We start from the raw sequence: 25,922 nt of genomic DNA on the forward strand, positions 1-25,922 counted from the left end.
AAAAATCTGGTGAAGGTTAAAAAAATCTGAGGTTTTTCCGCGTTAGTGAACTTTTTCTGACGCACGGGCCATGGGGTTGATGGCGGGAATTCAGCACCGGCCCCCAAGACCCGCTTTACTTACCGCTACCACCCACCACCCATCCGCAAAATTGTTTCAAAACTTGACGCATCTGGCTTCACCTATCATATTGATAGTTAGCAAACTAACTGTATGCGAACTATCCAGTGCCTCAATCCCTCGAACAACTCCAGATGAACCTCAGCAGCAGCATGGTGGTGGGCGCCCGTAACTGGCGCAAAATCTGCCAGACCACGCTGGTGAGCTATGGCATCTCCGAAGCCTGCGCCGTGCCGTTGTTGATGATCGGTCGCCTGGGCGACGGTGTGCACCAGGTCAAAGTGGCCCAGGCCTCGGGGATGGAAAGCCCGTCGTTGGTGCGCTTGCTCGACCGGCTGTGCACCGACGGTTACGTGTGCCGTACCGAAGACATCCACGACCGTCGCGCCAAGTCCCTCAGCCTCACCGAGCGTGGCCGCGAGTTGGTACAGGCGGTGGAAGTGCAGTTGGTACGCCTGCGCAAAGAAGTGCTGGCCGACATGACCCAAGGTGATATGGAGGCCGCGCTGCGCGTGCTGCGTGCCTTCGAGGCGGCGTCGCTTTGAACGGATTTTTTACCGGTTTCCCGCCCGCTCGTGATTGGTTCTACGGGGTGCGCACCTTCGCGGCCTCGATGATTGCCTTGTACATCGCCATGCTTATGCAAATGCCACGTCCGTACTGGGCGATGGCCACGGTGTATATCGTTTCCAGCCCGTTTGTCGGCCCGACCAGTTCCAAGGCGCTGTACCGTGCCATCGGCACCTTCATGGGCGCGGCGGCGGCCGTGCTGTTCGTGCCGATGTTCGTGCAGTCGCCCTACATGCTGGTGGTGGTGATTGCCCTGTGGACGGGCACTTTGCTGTTCCTGTCGATGCACCTGCGCACCGCCAACAACTACGCCCTGATGCTCGCCGGCTACACCTTGCCGTTGATCGCCTTGCCGGTGGTGGATAACCCGCTGGCGGTGTGGGATGTAGCTGAAGCGCGTACCGAAGAAATCTTCCTCGGTATCGCCGTAGCGGCGGTGGTGGGTGCGATGTTCTGGCCGCGCCGGCTGATGCCGGTGTTCGATGGCTCGGTGGCCAAGTGGTTTGCCGATGCCCAGGTCTACAGCCAACGCTTTATCACGCGCAATGTGGCGCCTGAAGAAATCAGCACCTTGCGCGGCGGCATGGTCGCCACCTTCAATACCCTCGAATTGATGATCGGCCAGTTGCCTCACGAAGGCGCACGGCCGCAGACGGTGCGCAATACCAAGGAGCTGCGCGGGCGCATGATTCACCTGCTGCCGGTGGTGGACGCCCTCGACGACGCGCTCTATGCCATCGAACATCGCGCGCCCGAGTTCCTCGATAAAATCACGCCGCTGCTGGAAGCGACCAGCCAGTGGCTGGAGGACACCCAAGAAGCGGCGCCAATGGAACGCTGGCGCGTCCTGCGTGATCAGGTCGACGCCCTGCAGCCCAGCGGCGAAGCGCTCGACGATCGTCACACGCTGCTGTTCTCCAATGCGCTGTATCGTCTGGCCGAGTGGATCGACCTGTGGCAGGACTGCCGCAGCCTGCAAGCCGCCATCCAGTGCGAAAGCCAGGACACCTGGCGCGCCGTCTACCGCCACTGGCGCCTGGGCCGGCTCACGCCGTTCCTCGACCGTGGGCTGATGTTCTACTCGGCGTTTTCCACCGTCACCGCGATCATTGTCGCGTCGGTATTGTGGATCCTGCTCGGCTGGACCGACGGCGGCAGCGCGGTGATCCTGGCCGCCGTCGCCTGCAGCTTTTTTGCCTCGATGGACGACCCGGCGCCGCAGATCTACCGGTTCTTTTTCTGGACCGCCATGTCGGTGTTGTTCGCCAGTCTCTATCTGTTCCTGGTGCTGCCCAATCTGCACGACTTTCCGATGCTGGTGCTGGCCTTCGCGGTGCCGTTCATCTGCATCGGCACGCTCACCGTACAGCCGCGTTTCTACCTGGGCATGTTGCTGACGCTGGTGAACACCTCGTCGTTCATCAGCATCCAGGGTGCTTACGACGCCGACTTCCTCAACTTCGCCAACGTCAACCTGGCCGGGCCGGTGGGCCTGCTGTTCGCCTTTGTGTGGACGCTGATCGCGCGGCCTTTCGGCGCCGAGCTGGCGGCCAAGCGCCTGACCCGTTTCAGCTGGCGCGACATCGTCAGCCTCACCGAACCTGCGACCCTGGCCGAACACCGCCACATGGCCGTGCAGATGCTCGACCGCCTGATGCAACACCTGCCGCGCCTGGCCCTGATCAACCAGGACACCGGCACCGCCCTGCGCGATTTGCGCGTGGCGCTGAACCTGCTCGATTTGCTGGCCTACTCGCCGCGCATCCTCGGCGTGCCACGGGTGTTGCTCAACCAAGTGGTGGAAGGCGTGGGCGGCTACTTCAAGGCGTGTCTCAAGGCCGGTGAACGCTTGCCCGCGCCCAGCGGTCTGCTGATGACCCTGGACCGCACGCGCCGCGCCCTCAACGGCCAGGGCCTGCAAGACGAAGACGACACTCGCCTGCACTTGCTGCACGCGCTGGCCGGTTTGCGCCTGGCGTTGCTGCCGGGTGTGGAGTTCATTGGCGGTACTGAGATGCAAGCGCCGCTGCCTGATGGAGCGCCTTTATGATCGGTGATCTGGATATCAGCGGGGTGTTCCTGCCCACGCTGCTGGTGCTGATGGGCATTACGTATGTGTTGTTCCTGGTGGTGCACGGGTTGTTGACCCGCCTCCACTTCTATCGCCTGGTCTGGCACCGGGCATTGTTCAATGTGGGGCTGTACGCGCTGTTGCTGGGCGCGGTGGACTCACTCAGTCGATACCTGATGACATGAAAAAACCTTTTTTGACCATCGGCCGTGTAGTCCTCACGTTGTTGATCGTGACGTTCGCGGTCGTCGTGGTGTGGCGCATGGTCATGTACTACATGTTTGCCCCCTGGACCCGTGACGGCCACATCCGTGCCGACATCGTGCAGATCGCCCCGGACGTGTCCGGGCTGATCCAGCGCGTGGACGTGCACGACAACCAGTTGGTGACCAAAGGCCAGGTGCTCTTCGCCGTCGACCAGGACCGCTTCAAGCTGGCCCTGCGCCAAGCCCAGGCCGCCGTGGCCGACCGCCAGGAAACCCTGGCCCAGGCCCAGCGCGAGTACAAGCGCAACCGAGGCCTGGGCAACCTGGTGCCCAGCGAGCAACTGGAAGAAAGCCAATCCCGTGTGGCACGTGCCCAGTCGGCCCTGGCCGAAGCCCAGGTGACGGTGGATTCCGCGCAACTGAACCTCGACCGCTCGGTGATCCGCAGCCCCGTGGACGGCTACGTCAACGACCGTGCGCCGCGTACCCAGGAGTTCGTCACCGCCGGGCGCCCGGTGCTGTCGGTGGTGGACAGCAATTCGTTCCATATCGACGGCTATTTCGAAGAAACCAAGCTCGACGGTATCCATGTCGGCATGGGCGTGGACATCCGGGTGATCGGCGACAACGCCCGCCTGCATGGCCACGTGCAAAGCATCGTCGCCGGTATCGAAGACCGCGACCGCAGCAGTGGCTCCAACCTGCTGCCCAACGTCAATCCGGCGTTCAGCTGGGTGCGCCTGGCCCAGCGGATTCCGGTGCGTATCGCCTTTGACGATGTGCCGGCGGACTTCCGCATGATCGCCGGGCGCACGGCCACCGTCTCGATCATCGGCGACAAGGTTAAAGACGGAGACAAGCCATGAAGCAGCTGCTGGCCACCGCTACGCTGGGGTTGCTGCTGTCGGCCTGCCAAGTGGTGGGGCCGGATTACACGCTGCCGGAAAAGTCCGCCATCAACCGGAGCGACCTGCAAGGGCAGATTGCCGGCGAGGGTGGCAACGTCGTCTCGGCCCCGGTGCCGGCCGACTGGTGGAAGCTGTACAAGGACCCGCGCCTGGATGAACTGGTGCGCCAGGCCATGGCCTCCAACACCGACTTGCGGGTGGCCGCCGCCAACCTGCAGCGCGCGCGGTTCCAGACCCAGGAAGCTGAGTCCGCGGGCGGCTGGAGCGCGGGCGCAAAGGCCGAGGCCCAGCGTCTGCAGGAATCCGGCGAAGCGTTTTTGCTGACGGAAAAAGTCCCGGTGGCCAACATCGGCAGCGTGGGGATCACCACCTCGTACCAGTTCGATTTGTTCGGCGCCTTGCAGCGCGGTATCGAAAGCGCCCAGGCCAACGCGGATGCGGCTCAGGCCGCTGCCGACATCGCCCGCATCACCCTGGTGGCGGATGTCGTGCGTTCCTACACCCAGGTGTGCGCAGCCAATGAAGAGCTGGCCATCGCCAACGAGTCCCTCGACCTGCAAGCCCAGAGCACCCAGCTGACCCAACGCCTGCGCGACGCCGGGCGGGGCGATGAAACCCAGGTCACCCGTTCGCAGACCCAATACAAATCCCTGCGCGCCGACATGCCGCGCTACGAAGCAGCGCGCCAGGCCGGACTGTTCCGCCTGTCGATGCTGCTGGCCAAGCCGGTGGATCAATTGCCGGCCGGCACCGGCACTTGCGCCGAGCTGCCGCATATCGCGCAATTGCTGCCGGTGGGCGATGGCGCTGCGCTGCTCAAGCGCCGTCCCGACGTGCGCCAGGCCGAACGCCAACTGGCCGCCGTCACGGCGCGTATCGGTGTGGCCACCGCTGCGCTGTACCCTGACATCAGCATTGGCGCCACCGTGGGTACCGTCGGCATACTGGACGACTTGGGCACGGCGCCCACTAACCGCTGGGGCTTCGGCCCGATGATCAGCTGGACGGTGCCGACCAACGGCGCCCGCGCACGCATCCACGAAGCCGAAGCCGCCACCCAGGGCGCCCTGGCCCACTTCGACGGCGTGGTGCTCAATGCCATCCGCGAAACCCAGACCGGCCTGGCGCAATACACCGCGCAACTGCAACGCCGTGATGCCCTGAATGAGGCCGGCGAGTCGGCGAAGGAAGCGGCGGGCCAGACCCATCGCTTCTTCCAGGCCGGTCGCGCGTCGTTCCTGGCCGACCTGCAAGCCACCCGCACCTATACCGATGTGCGCGCCCAGCTGGCGGCGGCCAACACCCAGGTTGCCATGAGCCAGATCGATCTGTTCCTGGCCCTGGGCGGCGGCTGGGAAAGCGGACGAACGCAAGCGTCACAGCCCGGCAAACCCTGAGCTAAAAGCTATGCTTGGTCAGGTGGGGCGCCGTGACGCTCCACCTGACACTGCTCGCGTTTGCTCATGGGGATTCCAATAATGAAAAACCCTTATGCTCCCGCTTTCTGGTGCGTGCTCTTCGCACTGGTGCTGTTATCGGCTGCTTATTTCTACGGCGTCATGCTGGCTCACCAACTCGACAAGGCCATGGTTTTTCTCGACAGCGCTTGCCTGGTGATCGGCACCCTGTCCATCGGTGTGGTGGCCTGGGCCTCCTACCAAAATCAGCGGGTGAAGCGAAAGCTCCTCGAACAGGGCAAGACCCGTGTCGCGATCTGGGACACCAAGGTCGCGCTGCGCCGGGTCGAGACGGTGTTCGACCGCTATTTCTGGGGCAGCTATTGGCAGCCGGGGCGTACCTTCCAGGAAGTCATGGGCGACCTTACCGGCACCCCCCTGGAAAAAAGCCTCGAAGTCCTGAAAAAACAGTGCGTAGCGCTCGATAAACAAGTTGCCGAAGGTAGGCACTGGCTGAATAACGCGCGGGAATTGTCCGACGTAGCCACGCAAATGGCCCGCGAGCGCTACCAGTTGGACTTCTGCGACCCCAAGGCCGATACCCCGGGCAACGCCGTGATACACCGCGAGTTTGAGGTGCTGGTGTACACCTGGACGGCGCGGTTGAAGAGTTTCGACCACCAGTTGGATGAAATTGAGTTGGAGTACTCCTGAACTACTGCTGAACTGATCCCTCTGAAAAGCTGGGCCGTTCGCGGCCCCCAGTGCTAATCTTCCCCCGTTTTCGGCGGGCTTGAGCCAATCCCCTCGGGGTTCAAGGAAGACAGCCCACTTCTCACAGGATTTGATCAGGTCACTTCATGAATAAGCCAGCAGTCGTTCTTTTGGGTTTTGTTGTCGCCGTGGGCGTCGTCAGTGCAGGCGGTGCCTGGTACACCGGCAAGCAGTTGGAGCCGGTGCTGCAAACGGCCGTGCAGGACGCCAACAAGGAACTGCAACGCTCCATGGCCGGCGTCGACGGCACCGTTTCCCTGGAGCTGGTGTCCCTGGACCGTGGCCTGTTCAGCAGTACCGCGCACTATCGCCTCAAGGGCCAGGGCTCGGTCTTCGGCGAACAGAACCCGAACCCCGAGCTGCTGATTGTCGACCATATCGAACACGGCCCGCTGCCGTTCTCGCGCCTGGTGTCGTTGAAATGGCTGCCGGTCATGGCCACCAGTCACTATGCACTGGAAAAGAACGCCACCACCGAGAAGTGGTTCGCTGCCGCCAAAGATGTATCGCCGCTCAAAGGCGTGGCCAATATCGGCTACAGCCGTTCGGTGAACGGCAATCTCGAACTGTTGCCCCTGGCGTTCAAGGACGAAACGTCCTCTGTGGACTTCTCCGGCCTCAACCTGGATTTCGACAGCACTGCCGAAGGCAAGAAGGTCAAGGTGGATGGCTACGTGAACAGCCTCAAACTGGCCGTTGTCGACGCCAATGGCGCGCCATTCGACGCTGAGTTCGCCGGCCTGACCGTGGCCAGCAACCTGGAGAAATCCACCTTCGGCTTCTACACCGGGCAGAACACCATCGAGCTGAGCGACACCAAAGTCACCTTCGGCCCGCAGAAAGCCGTGCTGACCCTCAAGGGCTTCGAGCAGAAAGACTCCAGCGAAGTCAAAGACAACAACATGGCCGGCCGCGTCGATTACAAGATCGACGAGATCGGCTACCAGGGCAAACCGGTCGGCTCTGCCGCCATGGCCCTGAGCCTGAAGAACATCGATGTGCCTTCGGGCCTGGTGCTGACCAAGCTGTACCAGGACAAGATGCAGCCGGTGCAAGCCGCTGCCGCTGCCGGACAACCGGTGCCGGAGTTGCAACTGACCGAAGCCGAGCAGGCCCTGGCCGAAGCCAACGTCAACCAGTTGCTGGCTGCCAAGCCGCACCTGGCGCTGGAAAATCTGTCGCTGAAAACCACCCACGGCGAGAGCAAATTCAACCTGGTGCTGGACTTGGCCAAACCGACCTCCATGGAGCTGCCGCCGGTTGAACTGGGCAAGCAGATGGTCTCGCTGCTGGACGCCAACCTGACCCTGTCCAAGCCGATGATCGCCGACGTGGCGGCCCTGCAAGCGCAGGTCGGCGGTGTGACCGATCCTAAAGCCATCGAGCAGCAATCCCAGATGGCCAGCGAAATGGTCAGCGGCATGGCCGTGGGTACGCAACTGGCAACCCTGGTGGGTAGCGATGTGGTGTCCAAGCTGCACTACGCCAACAATGAAGTGACTTTCAACGGCCAGAAAATGACCGTCGAGCAATTCATCAGCTTCGTGATGTCCAAGGTCGGTGCGGTTGGCGGCGCGCAGTAAAAATTTCGTCATCGCCCTGAAATAGAAAATGGGGGAGCGGGGTTAGCCGCGATAAAGGTCAAACCGTCGACACCTATGTCGACTGGCAACCCTCTATCGCAGCTAACCCTGCTCCCCCATTCGTATTTCAGATTTGCAGTGCAATTCTGAACAATTGTTATGACTTGTCCTTTTCCATCTGCGCGTCGGGGATAGTTCCTACAGGAAAGCTAGGTCGGGTCACGAGACGCCGACACCCTGATGCAAACCGCTCAGGACCACCTATCGTTACAGCTTTCCGTGTGTAAGGAAGCTCACGATATGCTGCGAACACTCCCACTCAGTGCCTCAGGCCGGTTGCGGCTGCTCATCGGGGTAACCTTGTGCAGCCAGTTGCTGATGCCCACTTTCGCCATGGCCGACCCGGCCTATGACGCCCTGATCATCCAGGCGCGCAACGGCAACTTCACCCCCGCCCTGACTCAATTGCGCCAATTGCCAGCCGAGCGCCAGACGCCAGGCCAGATCAGCGACCACCTGGTGATCGCCGGTTGGGCCGGCCAGGATGCCGAGGTGCTGAAGGTTTACGAGGCCCAGGGGCAGAATCGCAACCTGACCGCCCAGGCGCTGGCCACGGTTGCGCGCACGTATCGTAACCAGAAGCAGTGGGCGCAGGCCGAAGCGGTCTATCGCAAGGCGCTGCTGCGTGAGCCGAATAACATTGACCTGCAATTGGGCCTGGCCCTCACCGAGGCTGACGGTGGCAAAGCCAACGCAGCGGTGCAACGCACACGCGCACTGGTGGCTGCCAAGCCCGACGATCCCAACCGCCGGATGGCGCTGGGCTACGCGCTGACCCGTGCAGGCTTGCAGTACGACGCGCTGTTTGAATTCGACCAGGCCTTTATTCGCGCCGGCGACAAGCCTGAGGTCGCCCGCGAATACGTGGTCGCCCTGCAAAAGGCCCGTCTGCCGCAGCCGGCGTTGCGTCTCTCGGCCCAGCGTCCGGGGCTTGTCGACCCCGTGACCCAGCGTCGCCTCGAAGGTGACCTGGCCGCCGAGCGTGTGCGCATCGCCGAGTTCGCAACGCGTACCGAGAAAGAACGCTATGTCATCGCCGACCGTGCGCTGCAGGACTACGACAGGCTCCTTGCCCGCTGGACCCCTGACGCCACCGCCCATGACGACGTGGTGATCTGGCGCATCGACCGCCTGGGCGCGCTCAAGGCACGGGCGCGTACCGCAGAGGTGATCCGCGAATACGAGACCCTCCAGGCCGAAGGTGTGCGCTTGCCCACCTATGCCAAGCGTTGGGTGGCCGCGTCCTACCTCGATCAGCGTCTGCCGGAAAAGGCCGCGCCGTTGTACCGCGAGGCGCTGGATGCTCCCGATGCGGACGTGGGCGACCGTGTAGAAGACACCACCGCGCTGTTCTACGCCTTGCTCGAAAACGACCAGGTGGATGAAGCGCGTGCGGTCGCCAAGCACTTGGCCGACACCCAGAAACCCCGGGTTGAACTCAAGGGGCTGCCGATCGGCAACCCGAACGATGAGTGGATGGACGCCCAACAATTGTCCGCACAGGCCGGCACCTATGGCGCCGACCTGCCGTCCAGCGAAAAGGCCCTGGAGGAGTTGGTGGGCAAGGCCCCTGGCAGCATCGGCCTGCGTCTGGCGCAAGCGGAAATGTACCGCGCCCGCGACTGGCCTAGACGCGCTGAAAGCTCGCTCAAGGAAACCGAAGCGCAGAGCCCGCGCGACATCGGCCTGGAAATGTCCCAGGGCTTCACCGCGCTGGACCTGCAGGAATGGCGTCAACTCGACATCCTCACCGACGACGTGGTCGCCCGCAACCCGGACAACCGCCAGGTGCAGCGCCTGCAACGCCTGCGCGAAGTGCATGACATGGCCGAGCTGCGGGTCGAGGCCTACACCGGGAAAAGCTTCGGCGGCGGTAACAACGGCGATGCCGGTGCCGTCTCGGGCAGCCGTGACTGGGGCATTGAAAGCCGCCTCTACACGCCACCCATCGACGAAGACTGGCGCCTGTTCGCCGGTGCCGGCTATGCCCGCGCCACGTTCGAAGAGGGCACCGGGCAGCATCGTTGGCAAGTGGTTGGCGTAGAGCGGCGCACACGCGACATGACCATTGAGGCCGAGGTCTCCAACCATTCCTACGGCGATGGCTCAAAACAAGGCGCCGCCGTGTCGATTGCCCGCGACATCAACGACAACTGGCAATACGGCGGCAGCCTGGGTTACCTGCTGTCCACCACGCCACTGCGCGCATTGAATGACGGGATCACGGCCAACGGCGGCAGCGGTTTCATCCGCTGGCGCGCCAACGAAAGCCGTGAATGGAAACTGACCCTCAGCCCTTCCCATTTCAGCGACGGCAACGACCGCTTCGAAGCCTTGCTCAGTGGCCGCGAAGGCCTCTACAGCTCGCCGAAAGTACAGGTGGACCTGGGCCTGGAAGTCGGCGCCAGCCGCAACAGCAAGGAAGACACGATCTACTTCAACCCGAAGTCGGACTTCACCGTGTTGCCCGTCCTCAACATCAACCACGTGCTCTATCACCGCTACGAGACCCAGTGGAGTCAGCAGTTCCAGGTCGGTGCGGGTACCTACAGCCAGCGGGACTATTCCACCGGTGGCATCGGTCTGGTGGGCTACGGCCAACGCTTTCGCTGGAACGATGTACTGGAAGCCGGCGCCAACCTGAGCCTGGTCAGCCGACCATACGACGGTGATCGCGAACGCGATCTGCGTCTGCTCGTCGACCTCACTTACCGTTTCTAGAAGAGCCTGACCATGACCGTCTTCAGCCGTTGCCTGTTGATCCTGGGTGTAATGCTGGCCAGTGCCTGCGCCCAGCAACCCGCACCTTTCACCCCACCCGCCGAGCGGCCGACACCGGCCAACGAAGCGCCGTGGCCGAAAAACCATTTCCTGGGCATTGCCTATCACGACGTCGAGGATCGCGACCCCGATCAGGCAGTGGTGGCGGTGCGCACCGAACGTTTGATCGAGCAGTTGGCCTGGCTGCGCGAGAACGGCTACCAGGCGGTCAGCGTCGACCAGATCCTGGCGGCGCGCAACGGTGGGCCGGCGTTGCCGCCCAAAGCCATCATGCTCAGCTTCGATGACGGCTACTCCAGTTTCTACACCCGGGTGATGCCGGTGCTGCGCGCCTATCGCTGGCCGGCGCTGCTGGCGCCAGTGGGCTACTGGATCGATACGCCGATGAACCAGCCGGTGGACTTCGCCGGCCAGCCACGGCCGCGTGGGGAGTTCCTGACCTGGCAGCAGATTCGCGAAGTGTCGCAGTCGGGCCTGGTGGAAATTGCCGCGCATACCGACAACAACCATAAAGGCATCCTGGCCAACCCCCAGGGCAACCTGGAGCCGGCGGCAACCTCGCTGCGCTTTGATCCGGCGACGGGTCGCTATGAAAGCCAGGCGCAGTTCGATGCGCGCATGCGTGCCGACGTCGTAGCCATCTCCAACAAAATCCAGAACGTCACCGGCAAGAAACCACGCGTCTGGGTATGGCCTTACGGTGCTGCCAAGGGCACCTCGCTGGCGATCATTGGCGAGCAGGGCTACCAGATGGCCCTGACCCTGGAAGATGGTCTCGACAGCTCCGCCGACTTGATGAACAGCCCGCGCTTCCTGGTGGCGTCCGACCCGGATGGCGAGCACTTCGCCAACAGCATTGTCGCGGCGCAAGCCAAGGCACCGCTGCGCGTGTTGCACGTGGACCTGGATAACGTCTACGACCCGGACCCGGCCCAACAGGCACGCAATCTCGACCAGCTTGTACAGCGGGTGGTGGACATGGGCGCGGGCACCGTGTTCCTGCAAGCCTTCGCCGATCCCAAGGGCGACGGCCTGGTGCATGAACTGTACTTCCCCAACCGTCACCTGCCGGTACGTGCCGACCTGTTCAACCGCGTCTCCTGGCAGTTGCACACCCGGGCTCATGCTGCGGTGTACGCGTGGATGCCGGTGCTCAGCTTTGCCCTCGACCCCAAGCTGCCACGGGTGACGCGCTGGGACCCGAAAACCGGCCAGTTCGGCCTCGACCCGGACCAATACAAGCGTCTGTCGCCGTTTGATCCGCAGGTGCGCAAGATCATTGGTGAAATCTACGAAGACCTGGCGCGCAACAACGCCATCGACGGCGTGCTGTACCACGACGATGCGGTGTTCAACGATTTCGAAGATGCCAGCCCTGCCGCGCTCAAGGCCTATGTCGCCGCCGGCCTGCCGGGCACGATTCAGGCCTTGCGTGCCGACCCTGCGGTGATGCAACGCTGGACGCGCTTCAAGAGCCGCTACCTGATCGACTTCACCAAGGAGCTGACCGCCAAGGTCCGCGCCATCGGAGGGCCGCAGTTGCTGACGGCGCGCAATATCTTCGCCGAGCCGATGCTCAACCCAGGCAGCGAAGCCTGGTTCGCGCAGAACCTCGATGACTTCCTCCAGACCTACGACTGGACCGCGCCCATGGCCATGCCGCTGATGGAAGGCCAGGAATACAAAACCTCCAACGCCTGGCTGGAAAAGCTGGTGGCGACGGTCAAGGCACGCCCTGGCGCGCTGGAGCGCACCGTATTCGAACTGCAAGCCAAAGACTGGCGCACCAAGGCCGCACCGGACATCGACAGTCAACAGATGGCTGAGTGGATGGGTGTGCTCAAGCGCCAGGGTGTCACGAGTTTTGGCTACTACCCGGACAACTTCCTGGAAAACTCCCCGGACCTGAAGACTGTGCGTCCGGCCCTTTCCAACCAATGGAACCCTTGACCATGTTCGATAGAATCCTGGCTTTATTCGTGCTGGCATTGGTATTGGGTGTGCCCCTGGGCCTGATCTTCCTGGTCACCGGGCAGTTCCTGATGGACTTTGTGTTCTTCTACCCGCTGTTCATGTCGGCGTTGTGGATCGCGGGCGGCCTGTACTTCTGGCTGCACTGGGAGCGCCATTGGCCGTGGAAAGAAGACACTCCGGCACCAACCCTGGCCGGCAACCCGCTGATCTCGATCATCATCCCTTGCTACAACGAGGGCGATAACGCGGCCGACACCATCCATGCGGCGTTGGGCCAGTTGTACCCGAACATTGAAGTGATCGCGGTCAATGACGGCTCCAAGGACAACACCGCCGCAGTGCTCGACGCCCTGGCATTGGAGCATCCACGCCTAAGGGTGCTGCACCTGGCGCAGAACCAGGGCAAGGCCGTGGCCCTGCGCATGGGCGCCGTGGCGGCGCGCAGTGAATACCTGGTGTGCATCGATGGCGACGCGTTGCTCGACAAAAACGCTGCCGCCTACATGGTCGCGCCGATGCTCGACAACCCGCGCCTGGGCGCGGTCACCGGCAACCCACGCATCCGCACGCGTTCGACGCTGATCGGTCGAGTGCAGGTGGGCGAGTTCTCTTCGATCATCGGCTTGATCAAGCGTACGCAACGGGTGTTCGGCCGGATCTTCACGGTGTCGGGTGTGGTGGTAGCGTTCCGTAAAAAGGCGCTGGACCGCATCGACTACTGGAGCACCGACATGATCACCGAGGACATCGATGTCAGTTGGAAGCTGCAGCTCGATCACTGGAGCATCTTCTACGAGCCTCGCGCCCTGTGCTGGATCCTGATGCCGGAAACCGTCGGCGGCCTGTGGAAGCAGCGCCTGCGTTGGGCCCAGGGCGGTGCCGAAGTGCTGTTCAAGAACATCCGTGGCATCTGGCAATGGCGCCATCGCTACCTGTGGCCGCTGTTGTTCGAGTACTGCCTCTCCACCGGTTGGGCGTTTACCTTCCTGCTGTCGGTGATCTTCTACGTACTCGGCAAATTCATGGTGCTGCCACCGGCAATTACCGTGGACTCGCTGGTACCGCCGGCGTTTACCGGGCTGGTATTGGCGATGGTGTGCCTGGTGCAGTTCGCGGTGAGCATCATGATCGACCGCCGCTACGAAAAAGACCTGTGGAAAACCCTGTTCTGGACGGTGTGGTACCCGATGGTGTTCTGGCTGGTGAGCCTGTTTACCACCCTGGTCAGTTTCCCCAAGGTGCTGTTCAACCAGCATCGCAAGCGTGCGCGCTGGGTCAGCCCCGATCGCGGCATCAAACCCATTGAAGAGGAGGCGTGATCATGAAACTGGTCAGAACCCGCCAACGTTTGGTGATGTGGATCATTGATGTGCTGTTGACCCTGATGGCCTGGGCCGGGTTGATCTGGCTGCTGGCGCGGGGGATCACTTCGATGCTGGAAACCCACGGTGGGCCGCGCATCGAGGCACCGATTTTTGCCGCGCTCAATACCCTGCAGGTGTACCTGTGGATTGCATTGTTCAATGCCGTGATCCTGGTCACTTGGGCGCGCTACCAGCAACGCAAGGGGCGCAAGTTTGCCCAGCGCCGTGCCGAGGGCAACGCCCTCAGCGATAAGCGCCTGAGCGAGAGCTTCAGCCTCGGTGAAGGGGACCTGGAGCAGTTGCGCCGACCCGGGGTGTTGGTCATCCAGAATGACGACGAGGGCGGTGTGGCGGGTGTGAAGTCCCATGTCTCCCGCGATGTAGAAAAGCCGGGGCTGACCCTGGTGCCCGGCAAGGACCAGAACAAAGACGCCAGCTGAGCCAGTGCGCTGCAAGGTCGTTCCCATTGCAACGTGGGAACGACTTCGGTTAATCCCGACAAATGGGATCCAATTCACAAAACACCCGCGAACTTTTCTACTTTTCCCGGTACTAACCTATCTCGGCAGGAACTTGATGGCCAATTAATGGCAATTTCTAAGTTCTCCGATGAATCGTGATCAATAGTGCTGCCGCTGGTCGGAATAATACTTCCGATGACAGCCCGCTCATCTGATTGATTATTTTTAGTTGTTATTAATCAAATGCTTGCGTGAATAACTAGTACGAATGTGAAACTAGCTCGGTCTTTTGAGTTGGTGCAAGTTCGATGTTAGTTTGCCGGCCCTTGATTTTCGACGGATCGAACATGTCTTTGTTATTGCCACGGACTCGGTACTTTCTGTGCACTTTCGTGCTCGCTTATTTGAGCCTGAACAGTGCCATGGCCGCCCCTACGCCAGGGGACCAGGACCTGATCCGCGACCGCCAGAACCGTCTTCTGGAAGAGCAGCGTCGGCGCCTGGAAGAACTCCAGGACCTGCCTGGCAAAGAAGCAAAGCCCCAGGCCCCGGCCACGCCGGTCGACACCCGCTGCTTCCCGATCAAAGACATCGAACTCAAGGGCGCCGACAGCCTGTCCGGCGCCGACCGCACGCGTCTGCTCAAACCCTACATCGGCCAATGCCTGGGCGTGGCGCAGCTCAATGAGCTGCTCAAGGTGATCACCGACTACTACATCGCCAAGGGCCGCGTCACCAGCCGTGCCTACCTGCCGCAACAGGACCTTTCCAGTGGCCACCTGCAGGTGCTGGTGGTGGAAGGCAAACTCGAAGGCTTGAAAGGCGCGCAGGGTAGCACCGTCACCGACCGCGAACTGGCCATGGCGTTTCCTGGCAAGGTCGGCGAGGCGCTGAACCTGCGGGAGGTCGAGCAACTGGTCGACCAGCTCAGCCGCTTGCCGTCCAGGCAGGCGCAGATGGAATTGACCCCCGGCAGCCAGATCGGCGGCAGTGAAGTGCTGGTCAAGAACACCCCGCAAAAGCCCTGGCGCGCCAGCCTGTCGCGTAACAACGACGGGCAGAAAAGCACCGGCGAACAGCAATGGGGCGCAGGCCTGGAATGGGACAGCCCCCTGGGCCTGGCCGATCAACTGATCCTGCGCGGTGGTCACGACGCCATCAGCGACCACCAGAAAACCTCGAAAAACAGCATGCTGTATTACAACGTGCCGTGGGGCTGGTGGAACTTCAGTTACACCTACAGCGAGAGCGACTACCGCACGCCGGGCGACCTTGACGGCTACAAGTACAAGCAGACAGGCGACAGCCAGAACCACCAGTTGCGTGCCGAGCGCGTGGTGCATCGCGATGACGTGAGCAAGACCTCGGTCAATGTCGGCCTGACCCATCTACGCACCAACAACTACTTCAACGACGAGCGCCTGGACGTCAGCAGCAACCGCCTCAGCGAGTTCCAGGTGGGCATCAACCATGGACGCCGTATCGGCAGCGCCTTCGTCAACCTGGATGTCGGCATGCAGAACGGCACCGGTGCCTTTGACGCCCAGAAGGATGACCAGGAACGTATCCGCGGCAACCTCACCCCAACCCCGCGCTACCGCAAATACACCGCCACGTTGAGCTACCTGCAACCTTTCACGCTGTGGGGCGAATCGTTGAGTTTTTCCAGCCTGGCCACCGGGCAGCGCAGTGAAGACGTGTTGTACCCGGCGCAACGCATGAGCCTCGGCGGCTCGTACTCGGTGCGTGGATTCAAGGACCAGCAACTGACCGGCGACAGCGGCGGCTACTGGCGCAACGAAGTGCGCTGGGCCCGCCCGGTGACCCTCGACTGGATGCGCCCGGCCTTTGCCGAATACGGCGCCAGCGTCGGCTATGACCAGGGCGTGATTCGCCACGATCGCTACAACGATGAGCAGCACGGCCGGGTGTCGAGTAACTCCCTCGAGCTGTTCGCCCGCGGCAAAAACGTCAGCACCAGCGTGACCTTTGCCCACTCCCTGGAGCGACCTGGCGTGATGACCGAGCGCGAAGCGCCGATCTATTTCCGCCTGGATTTCTACCTGTAATTCAACGCCCGCTGCTTTGAGATTTTGAATATGGACGTTCGCCCTGTTACTGCCCTGAAAACCCTGAGCCAACGCGGCCTGGCCTTGATCCTGGCCAACGCGCTGTTCTGGCAGCCATTGCTGGCGAGCGCCGAAGGCATCGTGGTCAGTGGCCCCGGTACCACGGTCGGCCAGGCGGGCAACGGCGTGCCGGTGGTGAACATCGCCACCCCTAATGGCAGCGGCCTGTCCCACAACCAGTTCAAGGACTACAACGTCGGCCCCAACGGCGTGATCCTCAACAACGCCAACGGCATTGTGCAAAGCACGCAACTGGGCGGGATCATTGTCGGCAACCCGAACCTCAAGGGCGGTGCGGCGAATGTCATCCTCAACGAAGTCAAAGGCGGCAGCCCCAGCCAATTGCGCGGCTACACCGAAGTGGCGGGCCAGTCGGCCAAGGTGATCGTCGCCAACCCTTACGGCATCAGCTGCAACGGTTGCGGCTTCATCAACACCCCCAACATCACCCTGACCACCGGTAAACCGGTGATCGATCAGGCGGGGCAACTGAAAAGCTATCAGGTCGACGGCGGCGCCGTGACCATCGACGGCAAAGGCCTGAACGCGAGCAACGTCGACCGTTTCGAGATCATCACCCGTTCGGCCAAGATCAATGCGCAGATCAACGCAAAACAACTCACGGTGATCGCCGGGCGCAATGACGTCGATGCCCAAAGCCTGAAAACCACCGCCCGTGCCGATGACGGCAGTGCCAAGCCGGAGCTGGCGATTGACTCGTCGGCCTTGGGCGGCATGTACGCCGGCGCGATCAAGCTGGTGGGCACCGAAGCCGGTGTGGGCGTGAAGCTCGACGGTACGCTGGCCGCCAGTGGCGGCGACATTCAACTCGATGCCAACGGCCACCTGAGCATGGCCCAGGCCGCCGCCAGCGGTGCGGTGGACATCAAGGCCGCCAGCCTGGAGACCAAGGGCGCGGTCTACGCCGGCACCACCCTCAAGGCACAGACCAAGGGCACCCTGAAAAACAGCAAGACCCTCGCCGCGCGCGACAGCATCACCCTGGCCAGCAACGGCCAATTGACCAATAGCGGCATCATCGAAGCCGGGGTCAACCCTGACAACACGCGTAATGCCGGTGGCGACGTCAGCCTCGACAGCCAGCGCATCACCAACACCGGCACCGTGATCGCCAATCGCAGCCTCACCGCTACTGCGCAAAGTCTGAATAACCAGGGCGCGACCTTGAGCGCCAAGCAGGCGCTGAACATCACCGCCGCCAGTGTCGACAACCGCAACAAAGGTCGCCTGCTCAGCGACGGCGCACAGACGCTCAACGTCAGCGGCCTGCTGGACAACAGCCAGGGCGGCATCATCGACAGCAGCGGTGCGTTCACCCTCAACGGCAATAGCCTGGATAACAGCGCCGGTAGCCTGACCGGCGGTGGGGCGATCACCCTGGATCTGATCGGCGACCTGATCAACCGTAACGGCAAGCTGGCCAGCGCCGGGCCGTTGCTGATCCAGCGCGCCGCGCACATCAATAACCAGGGCGGCAAGCTCGCCAGCCAGGGCTTGCTGACCGTGTTCGCCAACAGCGTCGACAACCAGAGCAACGGCACCCTGGCCGCCAACGATGGCCTGGTCCTGACCACCAGCGGCCTGTTGCAGAACAGCGGCAATGGCCTGATCCACAGTGAAAACGCTGGCGTGACCATCACCGCCGGCACCCTCGACAACAACGGTGGCCGCATCGCCGCCAAAGCCGGTGATGCGCAGATCGACGCCACGGATTTCAACAACGGCAGCGGTGCGCTGTTCGCCCGGGATCGTGTGCACCTGACCGGTATGAATGTGGATAACGGCGGCGAGATCGCCGGCAACCGCATCGACGTTGGCCTCAATGGCGCACTGACCAACCGTGGCCTGATCGAAAGCGCCACGGCCCTCGATGTCGAGACCGCCAGCCTGAACAACAGCGGGCAAATGCGCGCCTTGGGCACCAGCGGCAAAACCCGCTACGCCATCGGCGGCCTGCTCAACAACAGCGGTAGCCTGGAGACCGCCAACGATCAATTGAGCCTCGCCGCCACCCGCTTCCAGAACACCGGCGGCAAGGTGTTGCACGTGGGCACCGGCGTGCTTGACCTCAGTGGCATCAGCCTCGACGAAGTCGGCGGCAGCCTGGTGACCAACGGCGACCTGACCCTCGATAAAGCCAACTGGACCAATAGCACCGCGATCCAGGCCGGGCGCCTGACCGTCAATGTCGGGACCCTGAACCAGACCGCCACCGGCAAGCTGCTCGGCACCCGCGCCCTGGTTGGCCGCGGCCAGGACTGGACCGTGGGCGGCAGCGTCGCCAGCCAGGGCAGCCTGGATCTTTCGTTGGGCAACCTGCTCAACGACCACGGTTTGATCTTCAGCGGCGGCGACCTGAACCTCAAGGTCGACCGCCTGAAAAACCTCGGCGCCACGATCTACGCCATGGGCAACTTGCGCGTCGACCGCGACGGCCAGGGTGGCCTGGCCACCAGCATCATCAACAGCTCGGGCACCCTCGAAAGCGAGCGCAACCTGATCCTGGCCGCCAGCACGATCCAGAACATCCGCACTGTGCTCAACACCGAGTCCGGCATCTACAGCGCCTCCATCACGCCCACCGCCTGCATCTTTCGCGTGACCGGTGGCGACTGCGACGGTCCCAAGCAGAACCGCCCGTTCCTGATTACCCAGCGTGATCACTTCATCGTCACCCAGGCCACGGCAGCGTCCAGCATCACCTCGGGCGGCAACATGCTGCTCACCGGCGGCGAGCTACTCAACAGCAGCAGTAGCATTGCCGCCGGTGGCGGTATGACCGTGCGCGTCGACCAACTGACCAACATTGGTTTGGTAACCCACGACACCCAATACGACCGTGTCTTTACCTCTGAACGCGAGCGTAAGCCGGGAGGCTGGTACCGCGAGGCGGCGGCCTTCACCCAGCGCTATTCGGCAGGCCAGGACATGGGCGGCGTCGAAGCGGGCCTGGCCTCGTTCATCGGTAAGATGGAGAGCGAGCAGATCGCCCTGCGCAAGACCACCCAGTTAAGCGCGCCAGACCAAAGTTACGCCGCCGTGATCCAAGCCGGCGGCAGCGTGGATGTGAAGGCTCAGGCCGGCATCGACAACAGCGTCGTGCGCGGTGGCTACACCTACGTCGGCAGCGGTGCCAACACCCATGCGCCGGGCTACTCGACCCTGGTCAGCCTCAACCCGCAACTGCCGCCGGACGTTGCCCAGCAACAGGTCAACCCACTGGGCCTGCCCGGCTTCGACCTGCCCACTGGCGAGAACGGCCTGTTTCACCTCAGCGACAGCGATGGCGCCAAAGGCCTGCCCACCAGCCAGTTCGCGGCCAACCCGCATAAGTACCTGATCGAAACCAACCCGCTGCTCACCGACATGCGCCAGTTCATGAGCTCGGACTACATGCTGAGCAAGCTCGGCTACGACCCCGACACCGCGCAAAAACGTCTCGGCGATGGCTTCTACGAACAGCGGCTGATCCAGCAAGCCGTGCTCGCTCGCACCGGCCAGCGTTTCATCGATGGCCAGACCAGCGACGCCGACCTGTTCAAGCACCTGATGGACAACGCCATCAGCAGCAAAAGCGCGCTGAATTTGTCCGTAGGCGTAAGCCTCACCGCCGAACAAGTCGCCGCCCTGACCCACGACATCGTGTGGCTGGAAAACGCCACCGTCGCCGGCCAACAAGTGCTGGTGCCGGTGCTGTACCTGGCCCAAGCCGGCAACCGCCTGGCGCCCAACGGCGCATTGATTTCCGGCACTGACGTCAACCTGATCACCGGCCGTAACCTCAACAACGCCGGCACCTTGCGTGCCACCGGCAGCCTGTTGGCGAACGCTGGCGGCAACCTCACCAACAGTGGGTTGATGGAAGCCGGTGGCCGCCTCGACCTGCTCAGCGGTAACAACCTGACCAACCGCGCGGGCGGTGTGATCAGCGCGGGCAACGTCAACCTCGCCGCCGGCGCCGACCTGCTCAACGAACGCAGCGTCACCACCCACGCAAGCGCCAGCAGCTACCGCACCGAACGCAGCGACTTCGTCGACAGCGCCGCGCGCATCGAATCGGCCAACGATTTGGTCATGCAGGCGGGCGGCAACGTCAACAACGTCGGCGGCGTACTCAAGAGCGGTGCCGACACCACGGTCAAGGCCGTGGGCGACGTCAACATCACCGCCTCGAAAACCCTCGACAGCGGCGCCATCGGCAACCGTTCCAGCTTCACCACCATCGCCCAGCAAGGCTCCGTGGTCGACGCTGGCCGCGACCTGCATGTGATTGGCGGGCGCGATATCAGCGCCGTGGCCAGCCAGGTCGAGGCCAAGCGCGACGTCAACCTGATTGCCACCCGCGACCTCAACGCCGTTGCAGCGGCCAATGAGCAGCACTCCACGGGCAACACAAAAAAGGTCAAAAGCATCGAAGACCACGTGCAGCAAGTGTCCAGCGTGATCAAGGCCGGCGGCGACGCCACCCTGAGTGCCGGGCAGAACCTGCAACTGGTCGCCAGCCAAGTCAATGCTGGCAACGAGGCGTACCTGGTATCCGGCAAAAACCTTGAGCTCAAAGCCGCGCAAGACCAGGACTACAGCTTCTACAGCAAGACCAAGAAAACCTCCCAGGGCAAGAAATTCCGCCTGGATGAAACCGATGCCGTGAACAACGTCGGCAGCCTGGTCAGCGCTGGCAAAAACAGCACCGTCGTCGCGGGTGCAGACCTGCTGTTGGCTGGCAGTGCTGTCACTGCTGAAAAAGGCGCCACCCAACTGGTGGCCGGCCAAGACGTGAACATCCTCGCCGTCAGCAACGCCGACAGCGCCCGCCACGAACGCAAAGAAAGCAAAAGCAGCTGGGGCGGCCTGAAGTCGAGCAAAGTCCAGGACAAAGTCGACGAAAAACGCACCACCGCCCTGGGCAGTATGGTTTCCGGCGAGACCGTCACCGTTGCCGCCAAGCGCGATGCCACGGTCACCGGTTCCAACCTGGTCAGCACCGGTGACCTCGCCGTCCAGGCCGGCCGCGACCTGACCATTGATGCGGCGCAAAACACCTTCGCCCGCACCGACATGCACAAGGAAAAAAATCGCGACCTCACCGGCGTGCTGACCGGCAACAAGCTCGGTCTGGACGACATGACCGGCAACCAGAAGCTGTACATCAACAGCTCGAAGCACAACGGCACGGCCAATGAAATGACCTTGACCGGCAGCACGATTGGTTCGAGTGCGGGCAATGTGTCGCTGACGGCAGGGCGTGAGTTGAAGGTGGTGGCCAGTGATCTGGTGAGCACCAAGAACATGGAGTTGAGTGGGGCCAATGTCACCGTTACTTCAGGGACGGAGACTGCCAGTCAAACCAGTAAGGACAGTTCCAAGAGCTTGGCCGTTGGGCGGGTGATCGCGGGCTCGGTAGTGGACACCGCCACCAGCATGCGCGACGCCGTCAAAGCGGCCCGTAGCGCTGATGACCCACGACTCAAGGCAGTCAAAATCGCCCAGGCGGCCCTCGCCGCCTACAACCTGAATGGCCAGGCTTCGGACGCCAATGCGCAAAGCTCCGGCTTCAAAAACAAAACCGGCGGCACGCCCGGCAACGGTTCGCTGATCAAGATCGGTACCGAACTGGCCAATAACCGCAGCAAGAACAGCAGCGAATTCAACAGTGTCACCGCCAAGCAGAGCACGCTTAACGCAGGGCAAGACTTGTCGATCATTGCCACGGGCGCTGCGGCGGGTACTCAGGGTGATATCCAGATCACCGGCAGCAGCTTGAAAGCCGCCAACACCTTGTTGTTAGCCAAAAACGATGTGCTGATGCAAAGCGCACAAAACACCACCGACCGCAAAAACGAAGGGTCGAAAAGTAAAACCGCTATTGGTGCCAGCTTCAATATTGGCGAGCAAAACGGCTTCACCCTCGACCTCGGTGCGCAGGGTGCCAGGAACAATGGCAACGGTAGCTCCGTCACTCAGGTCAACAGCACCCTGGATACAGGCAGCCTGTTGTTACAAAGCGGTGGCGATACCACCCTCAAAGGCGCCCAGGTTCGTGCAGACCGCATCAAGGCCGATATTGGCGGCAACCTCAATATCATCTCCCTCCAGGACACCGAGTCGTCGCGCAGCAAGCAGAGCAGCGCAGGCTTCGGCGCGAGTATCTGCATCCCGCCGTTCTGCTACGGCTCAACCGTAGCGGGCTCGGCGAACCTTGCCGCTGCCAATATGAACAGCGACTACAAGGGCGTGATCGACCAGAGCGGTTTGTATGCGGGCACGGGCGGCTACGACATCAATGTCGGCAAGAACACCACCCTGCAAGGTGCGGTGATTGCCAGTGAAGCGTCAGCTGATAAGAACCGGCTCAGCACTGACCGCCTGATCGTCAGCGACATCAAGAATGTCAGCGAAATCAAAAGTCAGTCTGCCGGTATTTCGGTGTCTTCCAGTAGTACCAGCGGTGCCTCGATGGGCGGCAGCATCCCGATAGCGCTCAAGGAAAAAGACCATAGCTACACCCGTAGCGCGGTCAGCGAAGGCACGATTGTGGTTCGCAGTGCCGAAGGTACCAATGACCTGGTGGGGCTGAACCGCGACACCGCCAACGCCAATCAGAAACTCGACCGGCCTGATGAAAAGGCCATGCAAGAGCGTATTGACCTGATCCAAAGCTCGGCGCAGTTGGCCAGTGGGGTGATCAGTGCGGTAGGCAAAGCCAAGGCGGATGAGGCGAAAGCACTGGCCGATAAAGCCAAAACCCAAACCGAAACCGGTTCGCCGGATGCCGCTGGAACGGTGCTCGCAGCGAATGCTGCTTATGCGGAAGCCAAGCGCTGGCAGGTTGGTGGCGACAAGAAGTTAATGGCAGACATTGCGACCGGGTTGATTGCGGCAGGGCTGGGTGGTGCACCTGTGGGAACAACGGTGGGTATTGTCGCTAACACGGCCTCCAGCGATATCTTCAATAAAATTGGTGATTACGCCCACTCACGTGCGACTGATCCGAAGGCAGATGCGGCCACTCGGGCAGCTTGGGCTGAAGGCGGTGCGGCGCGTGTGATGTTGCACGCGCTGGCAGGCGCGGCCATGGGGTTGTCCAGTGGCAGTGTGCAGAGCGGAGCGTTGGGCGCGGGAGCTTCTGCGACCTTGACGCCTATCGTCACGGAGGCACTGAAAAACACCATTGTTGAGCGACAAAGCCGAGACGCCATCTCCGTGCTGATCGCTACAGGCATCGGCGCTGGGGCGGGCTCGGGTGCTGGCCTGTCCGGGGCTGCAGTCGGAGCGAACAGTGCGGCGAAAGTCGAGATGTTCAACCGGCAAATGCACCCTGCGGAAGTTATGGCGCTGAAAACCCAAGTCAGTGCGTTGGCGGCTGCGGCCGGGATCACTACGGCCGAGGCTGAGCAGCGCTTGGCCAGAGGGCTTGTGTACTACGTCGATGCGACTTGGAACAAAGTTGTTGGCGCTCATCAGGATCAGCCGGATCCACTCACACTCAAATACCTGGGGATCGCGCTAGCGCCCTTAGGGGATAGCTACAGCAAGCGGGTTGAAATGGGTGACGTACCGGTTATTGCCGGTGCGAAAAAGACTTACACGCCTGATGAAACTGTTCGTTTACTTCAGGACTATCGCGTCAATAATTCCGGCAGCTACAACAAATCTGAGATCAATGAAGAGTACCTAGTCGGCAAGTTCGATCCCGTCGTGAACCAGCACCACGACTTTTATCAGAAAAACCTTGGTTATAACTCGTCGCTTGGCGATCTGCTGGAGGGCGCAGGAACAGGAGTTCCCCAGGGATTGGGTGAGGGGTCAGCGAATACGGCTCGTGGGGTCTGGGCGCTTGGCACGAGCCTTCTTACCGACTTCCCCGGTATCAGCTCGCGAATGGCCAATGGGTTAGTCGCTTTGGTATCTGGGCGTGGACCAGAGGCTGATACCCACGACGAAGCGCAGGGTTTCCTGTATCTGCTCCAAGGCGATGAAGTCGCCAGGGCCAGGTTGGCGGCAAAGAGTTCTGCTGAGTTTGCGTTGGCGATGATTCCGGCTGGTCGAGTCGGTACGGTAGGTAAAGCAGTAGAGCTTGCGGCGGATGCGAAAGGGCCTGCTACGACTCTGCTGCCCGGTGAAACAAAGCTAGTAGGCAGCAGTGCGCCAGCGGCGAACGATGCCATTTTCATGGGCCCTTTTGTTCCTCAACTTAGCAGGTATGAAGATAGAATTAAACTGACACCCATTAACGGAGGCTCGTGGTCAGGACTTAGAGGTGAGTCGAATTTTGTATTCGATAATCCAGAGTTAAAGACGATCTTGCCTGATGGCATTTCATATAAGAATGGCTATCCGGACTTTTCTCCAGTTGCAGTTCAAGAGATAAGGCTTCCGGGTTTGATCACTACCAATCGGGATTCTAATTTTCGCGCAGCTAACAAAATGTTGGCGAGTCAACTGGGTATTAAAGAAGCTGATGTAGCTCGGTTTATTAGAGAAGAGAAATATACGTGGCATGAGGTTGAAGATATGCGAACACTGCAGTTGGTGCCCTCGTTTATCCATACTGGCAAGGTCGGTTCGATGGGTTTTGGTGTAAAATATGGCCATCTTGGCGGAATCGCTGAGAAAAGTTTGCTGGAGGCGCTTAAGAAATGACTGTTATATCAGATAGAGATTTTGGTGAGCTGCATTTTGACGAAGCTTGGACAGGATTGTGCGAAGTGTTTATTTTTGGACGTTTGTGTGAAGTTGAACTCATCGTCCAAACTTTTGATGGTGATGCTATCTCTGATATTCAGAGGCTTGCGTTTCGAGAGTTTAATTCAAATAAAGCTGCCGTCTCTTTGGCCGTGGAAAAAGCTATCTTTAGCTATTACATATGTAAATCTGAGGAATACCGAGAGGGCTTTGATGCTGATGAGGTTGATGTCAAAGCCCCCAACGTCCATGCAATTGATAATATGCGGGATTTGGTTAATCTGAAGTGTATTAAAGTAATGTCTCCCTTTGACGCGGGAATGCGTCAAATTGGTTTTATTTTTGATGCGACTTTTGATCCCCAGCTTGGCTTGGGGGTTCTAGTCACTAATGGTTCTGTGGAGACCGTTGATACGCAGGATATCTTACTAGGTTGATAAAAAAGGAAAAATAGGGGGGCAGTCCACAGTTAAACTAAGAAGTTAATGGTGGTTTGACCCCTATTTCCTCTATTTCCTGCGAAAGCTGGGATTAAAGATGTACCTATCAATGTGCACAGCGTGACCAAGGAACAGGCTGATCAGCTCATGCGAGATAAAAATAGGGGGCGGACCACGGTTTTGCGCTTTTTAGAGTTAAGCAGAATTGCTCTTTTAAAATATGCTTTGTTTTTTGTAATTATTCGATTTTGTTGGCCTGGTGATGTGCGGCTAAGCTGTAAGCTCTTATTCATTTGGCGGTTTATATGGTTCGCCGTCCTAGAGTTATGCTGTCGGATATTCCGTTGCACATTATTCAGCGGGGAAACAACCGATCTG

The 25,922-nt window shown here is 61.1% G+C and carries 14 protein-coding genes; all 14 read left to right on the plus strand.

Annotation, left to right across the window (positions count from 1 at the left end; all coding sequences use genetic code 11):
• The first annotated feature begins 254 nt into the window (after positions 1-254).
• The 14 genes from AC3WP7_RS06925 to AC3WP7_RS06990 all read left to right on the plus strand — a co-directional run bounded on the left by AC3WP7_RS06925 (position 255) and on the right by AC3WP7_RS06990 (position 25,541).
• Entirely contained in the window at positions 255-665 is a 411-nt protein-coding gene (locus tag AC3WP7_RS06925; protein ID WP_058425810.1) for a MarR family winged helix-turn-helix transcriptional regulator, read from the plus strand.
• Positions 662-2,740: an FUSC family protein gene (locus AC3WP7_RS06930; RefSeq protein WP_092248756.1), complete on the plus strand. Its 2,079-nt coding sequence runs from the start codon at positions 662-664 to the stop codon at positions 2,738-2,740. The genes AC3WP7_RS06925 and AC3WP7_RS06930 overlap by 4 nt, the downstream gene beginning before the upstream one ends.
• Complete coding sequence (locus AC3WP7_RS06935) at positions 2,737-2,946, plus strand: DUF1656 domain-containing protein (protein WP_010214247.1); 210 nt, start codon at positions 2,737-2,739, stop codon at positions 2,944-2,946. Before AC3WP7_RS06930 ends, AC3WP7_RS06935 begins: the two co-directional genes overlap by 4 nt.
• Positions 2,943-3,833 (plus strand): efflux RND transporter periplasmic adaptor subunit, encoded by an 891-nt coding sequence (locus tag AC3WP7_RS06940; RefSeq protein ID WP_058425808.1) that lies wholly within the window; start codon positions 2,943-2,945, stop codon positions 3,831-3,833. Before AC3WP7_RS06935 ends, AC3WP7_RS06940 begins: the two co-directional genes overlap by 4 nt.
• Positions 3,830-5,272 (plus strand): efflux transporter outer membrane subunit, encoded by a 1,443-nt coding sequence (locus tag AC3WP7_RS06945; RefSeq protein ID WP_102592488.1) that lies wholly within the window; start codon positions 3,830-3,832, stop codon positions 5,270-5,272. Before AC3WP7_RS06940 ends, AC3WP7_RS06945 begins: the two co-directional genes overlap by 4 nt.
• 81 nt (positions 5,273-5,353) lie before the next feature.
• A complete protein-coding gene (locus AC3WP7_RS06950; protein WP_092248747.1) occupies positions 5,354-5,986 on the plus strand; it encodes an NADH:ubiquinone oxidoreductase subunit N in 633 nt (210 codons plus the stop codon).
• A gap of 146 nt (positions 5,987-6,132) precedes the next feature.
• Positions 6,133-7,629, plus strand: coding sequence for a YdgA family protein (locus tag AC3WP7_RS06955; RefSeq protein WP_071489604.1), 1,497 nt, complete (start codon positions 6,133-6,135; stop codon positions 7,627-7,629).
• 300 nt (positions 7,630-7,929) lie between these two features.
• On the plus strand, positions 7,930-10,410 hold the full coding sequence (gene pgaA / locus AC3WP7_RS06960) for a poly-beta-1,6 N-acetyl-D-glucosamine export porin PgaA (RefSeq protein WP_092248744.1): 2,481 nt from the start codon (positions 7,930-7,932) through the stop codon (positions 10,408-10,410).
• 12 nt (positions 10,411-10,422) lie between these two features.
• Complete coding sequence (pgaB, locus tag AC3WP7_RS06965) at positions 10,423-12,420, plus strand: poly-beta-1,6-N-acetyl-D-glucosamine N-deacetylase PgaB (RefSeq protein ID WP_093528310.1); 1,998 nt, start codon at positions 10,423-10,425, stop codon at positions 12,418-12,420.
• 2 nt (positions 12,421-12,422) lie between these two features.
• Positions 12,423-13,763 (plus strand): poly-beta-1,6-N-acetyl-D-glucosamine synthase, encoded by a 1,341-nt coding sequence (gene pgaC / locus AC3WP7_RS06970; protein WP_071489607.1) that lies wholly within the window; start codon positions 12,423-12,425, stop codon positions 13,761-13,763.
• A gap of 2 nt (positions 13,764-13,765) precedes the next feature.
• Entirely contained in the window at positions 13,766-14,248 is a 483-nt protein-coding gene (pgaD, locus tag AC3WP7_RS06975; RefSeq protein WP_071489608.1) for a poly-beta-1,6-N-acetyl-D-glucosamine biosynthesis protein PgaD, read from the plus strand.
• Between the two features lie 368 nt (positions 14,249-14,616).
• Positions 14,617-16,338: a ShlB/FhaC/HecB family hemolysin secretion/activation protein gene (locus tag AC3WP7_RS06980; RefSeq protein ID WP_092248738.1), complete on the plus strand. Its 1,722-nt coding sequence runs from the start codon at positions 14,617-14,619 to the stop codon at positions 16,336-16,338.
• A 30-nt stretch (positions 16,339-16,368) separates the two neighbouring features.
• Positions 16,369-25,062 carry a hemagglutinin repeat-containing protein gene (locus AC3WP7_RS06985; RefSeq protein WP_102592487.1) on the plus strand — a complete coding sequence of 2,898 codons (8,694 nt, stop codon included), beginning with the start codon at positions 16,369-16,371 and terminating at the stop codon, positions 25,060-25,062.
• Positions 25,059-25,541 carry a DUF6985 domain-containing protein gene (locus AC3WP7_RS06990; RefSeq protein ID WP_102592486.1) on the plus strand — a complete coding sequence of 161 codons (483 nt, stop codon included), beginning with the start codon at positions 25,059-25,061 and terminating at the stop codon, positions 25,539-25,541. The genes AC3WP7_RS06985 and AC3WP7_RS06990 overlap by 4 nt, the downstream gene beginning before the upstream one ends.
• Positions 25,542-25,922 lie beyond the last annotated feature (381 nt).

This window comes from Pseudomonas sp. FW305-3-2-15-C-LB1 (assembly GCF_058787615.1).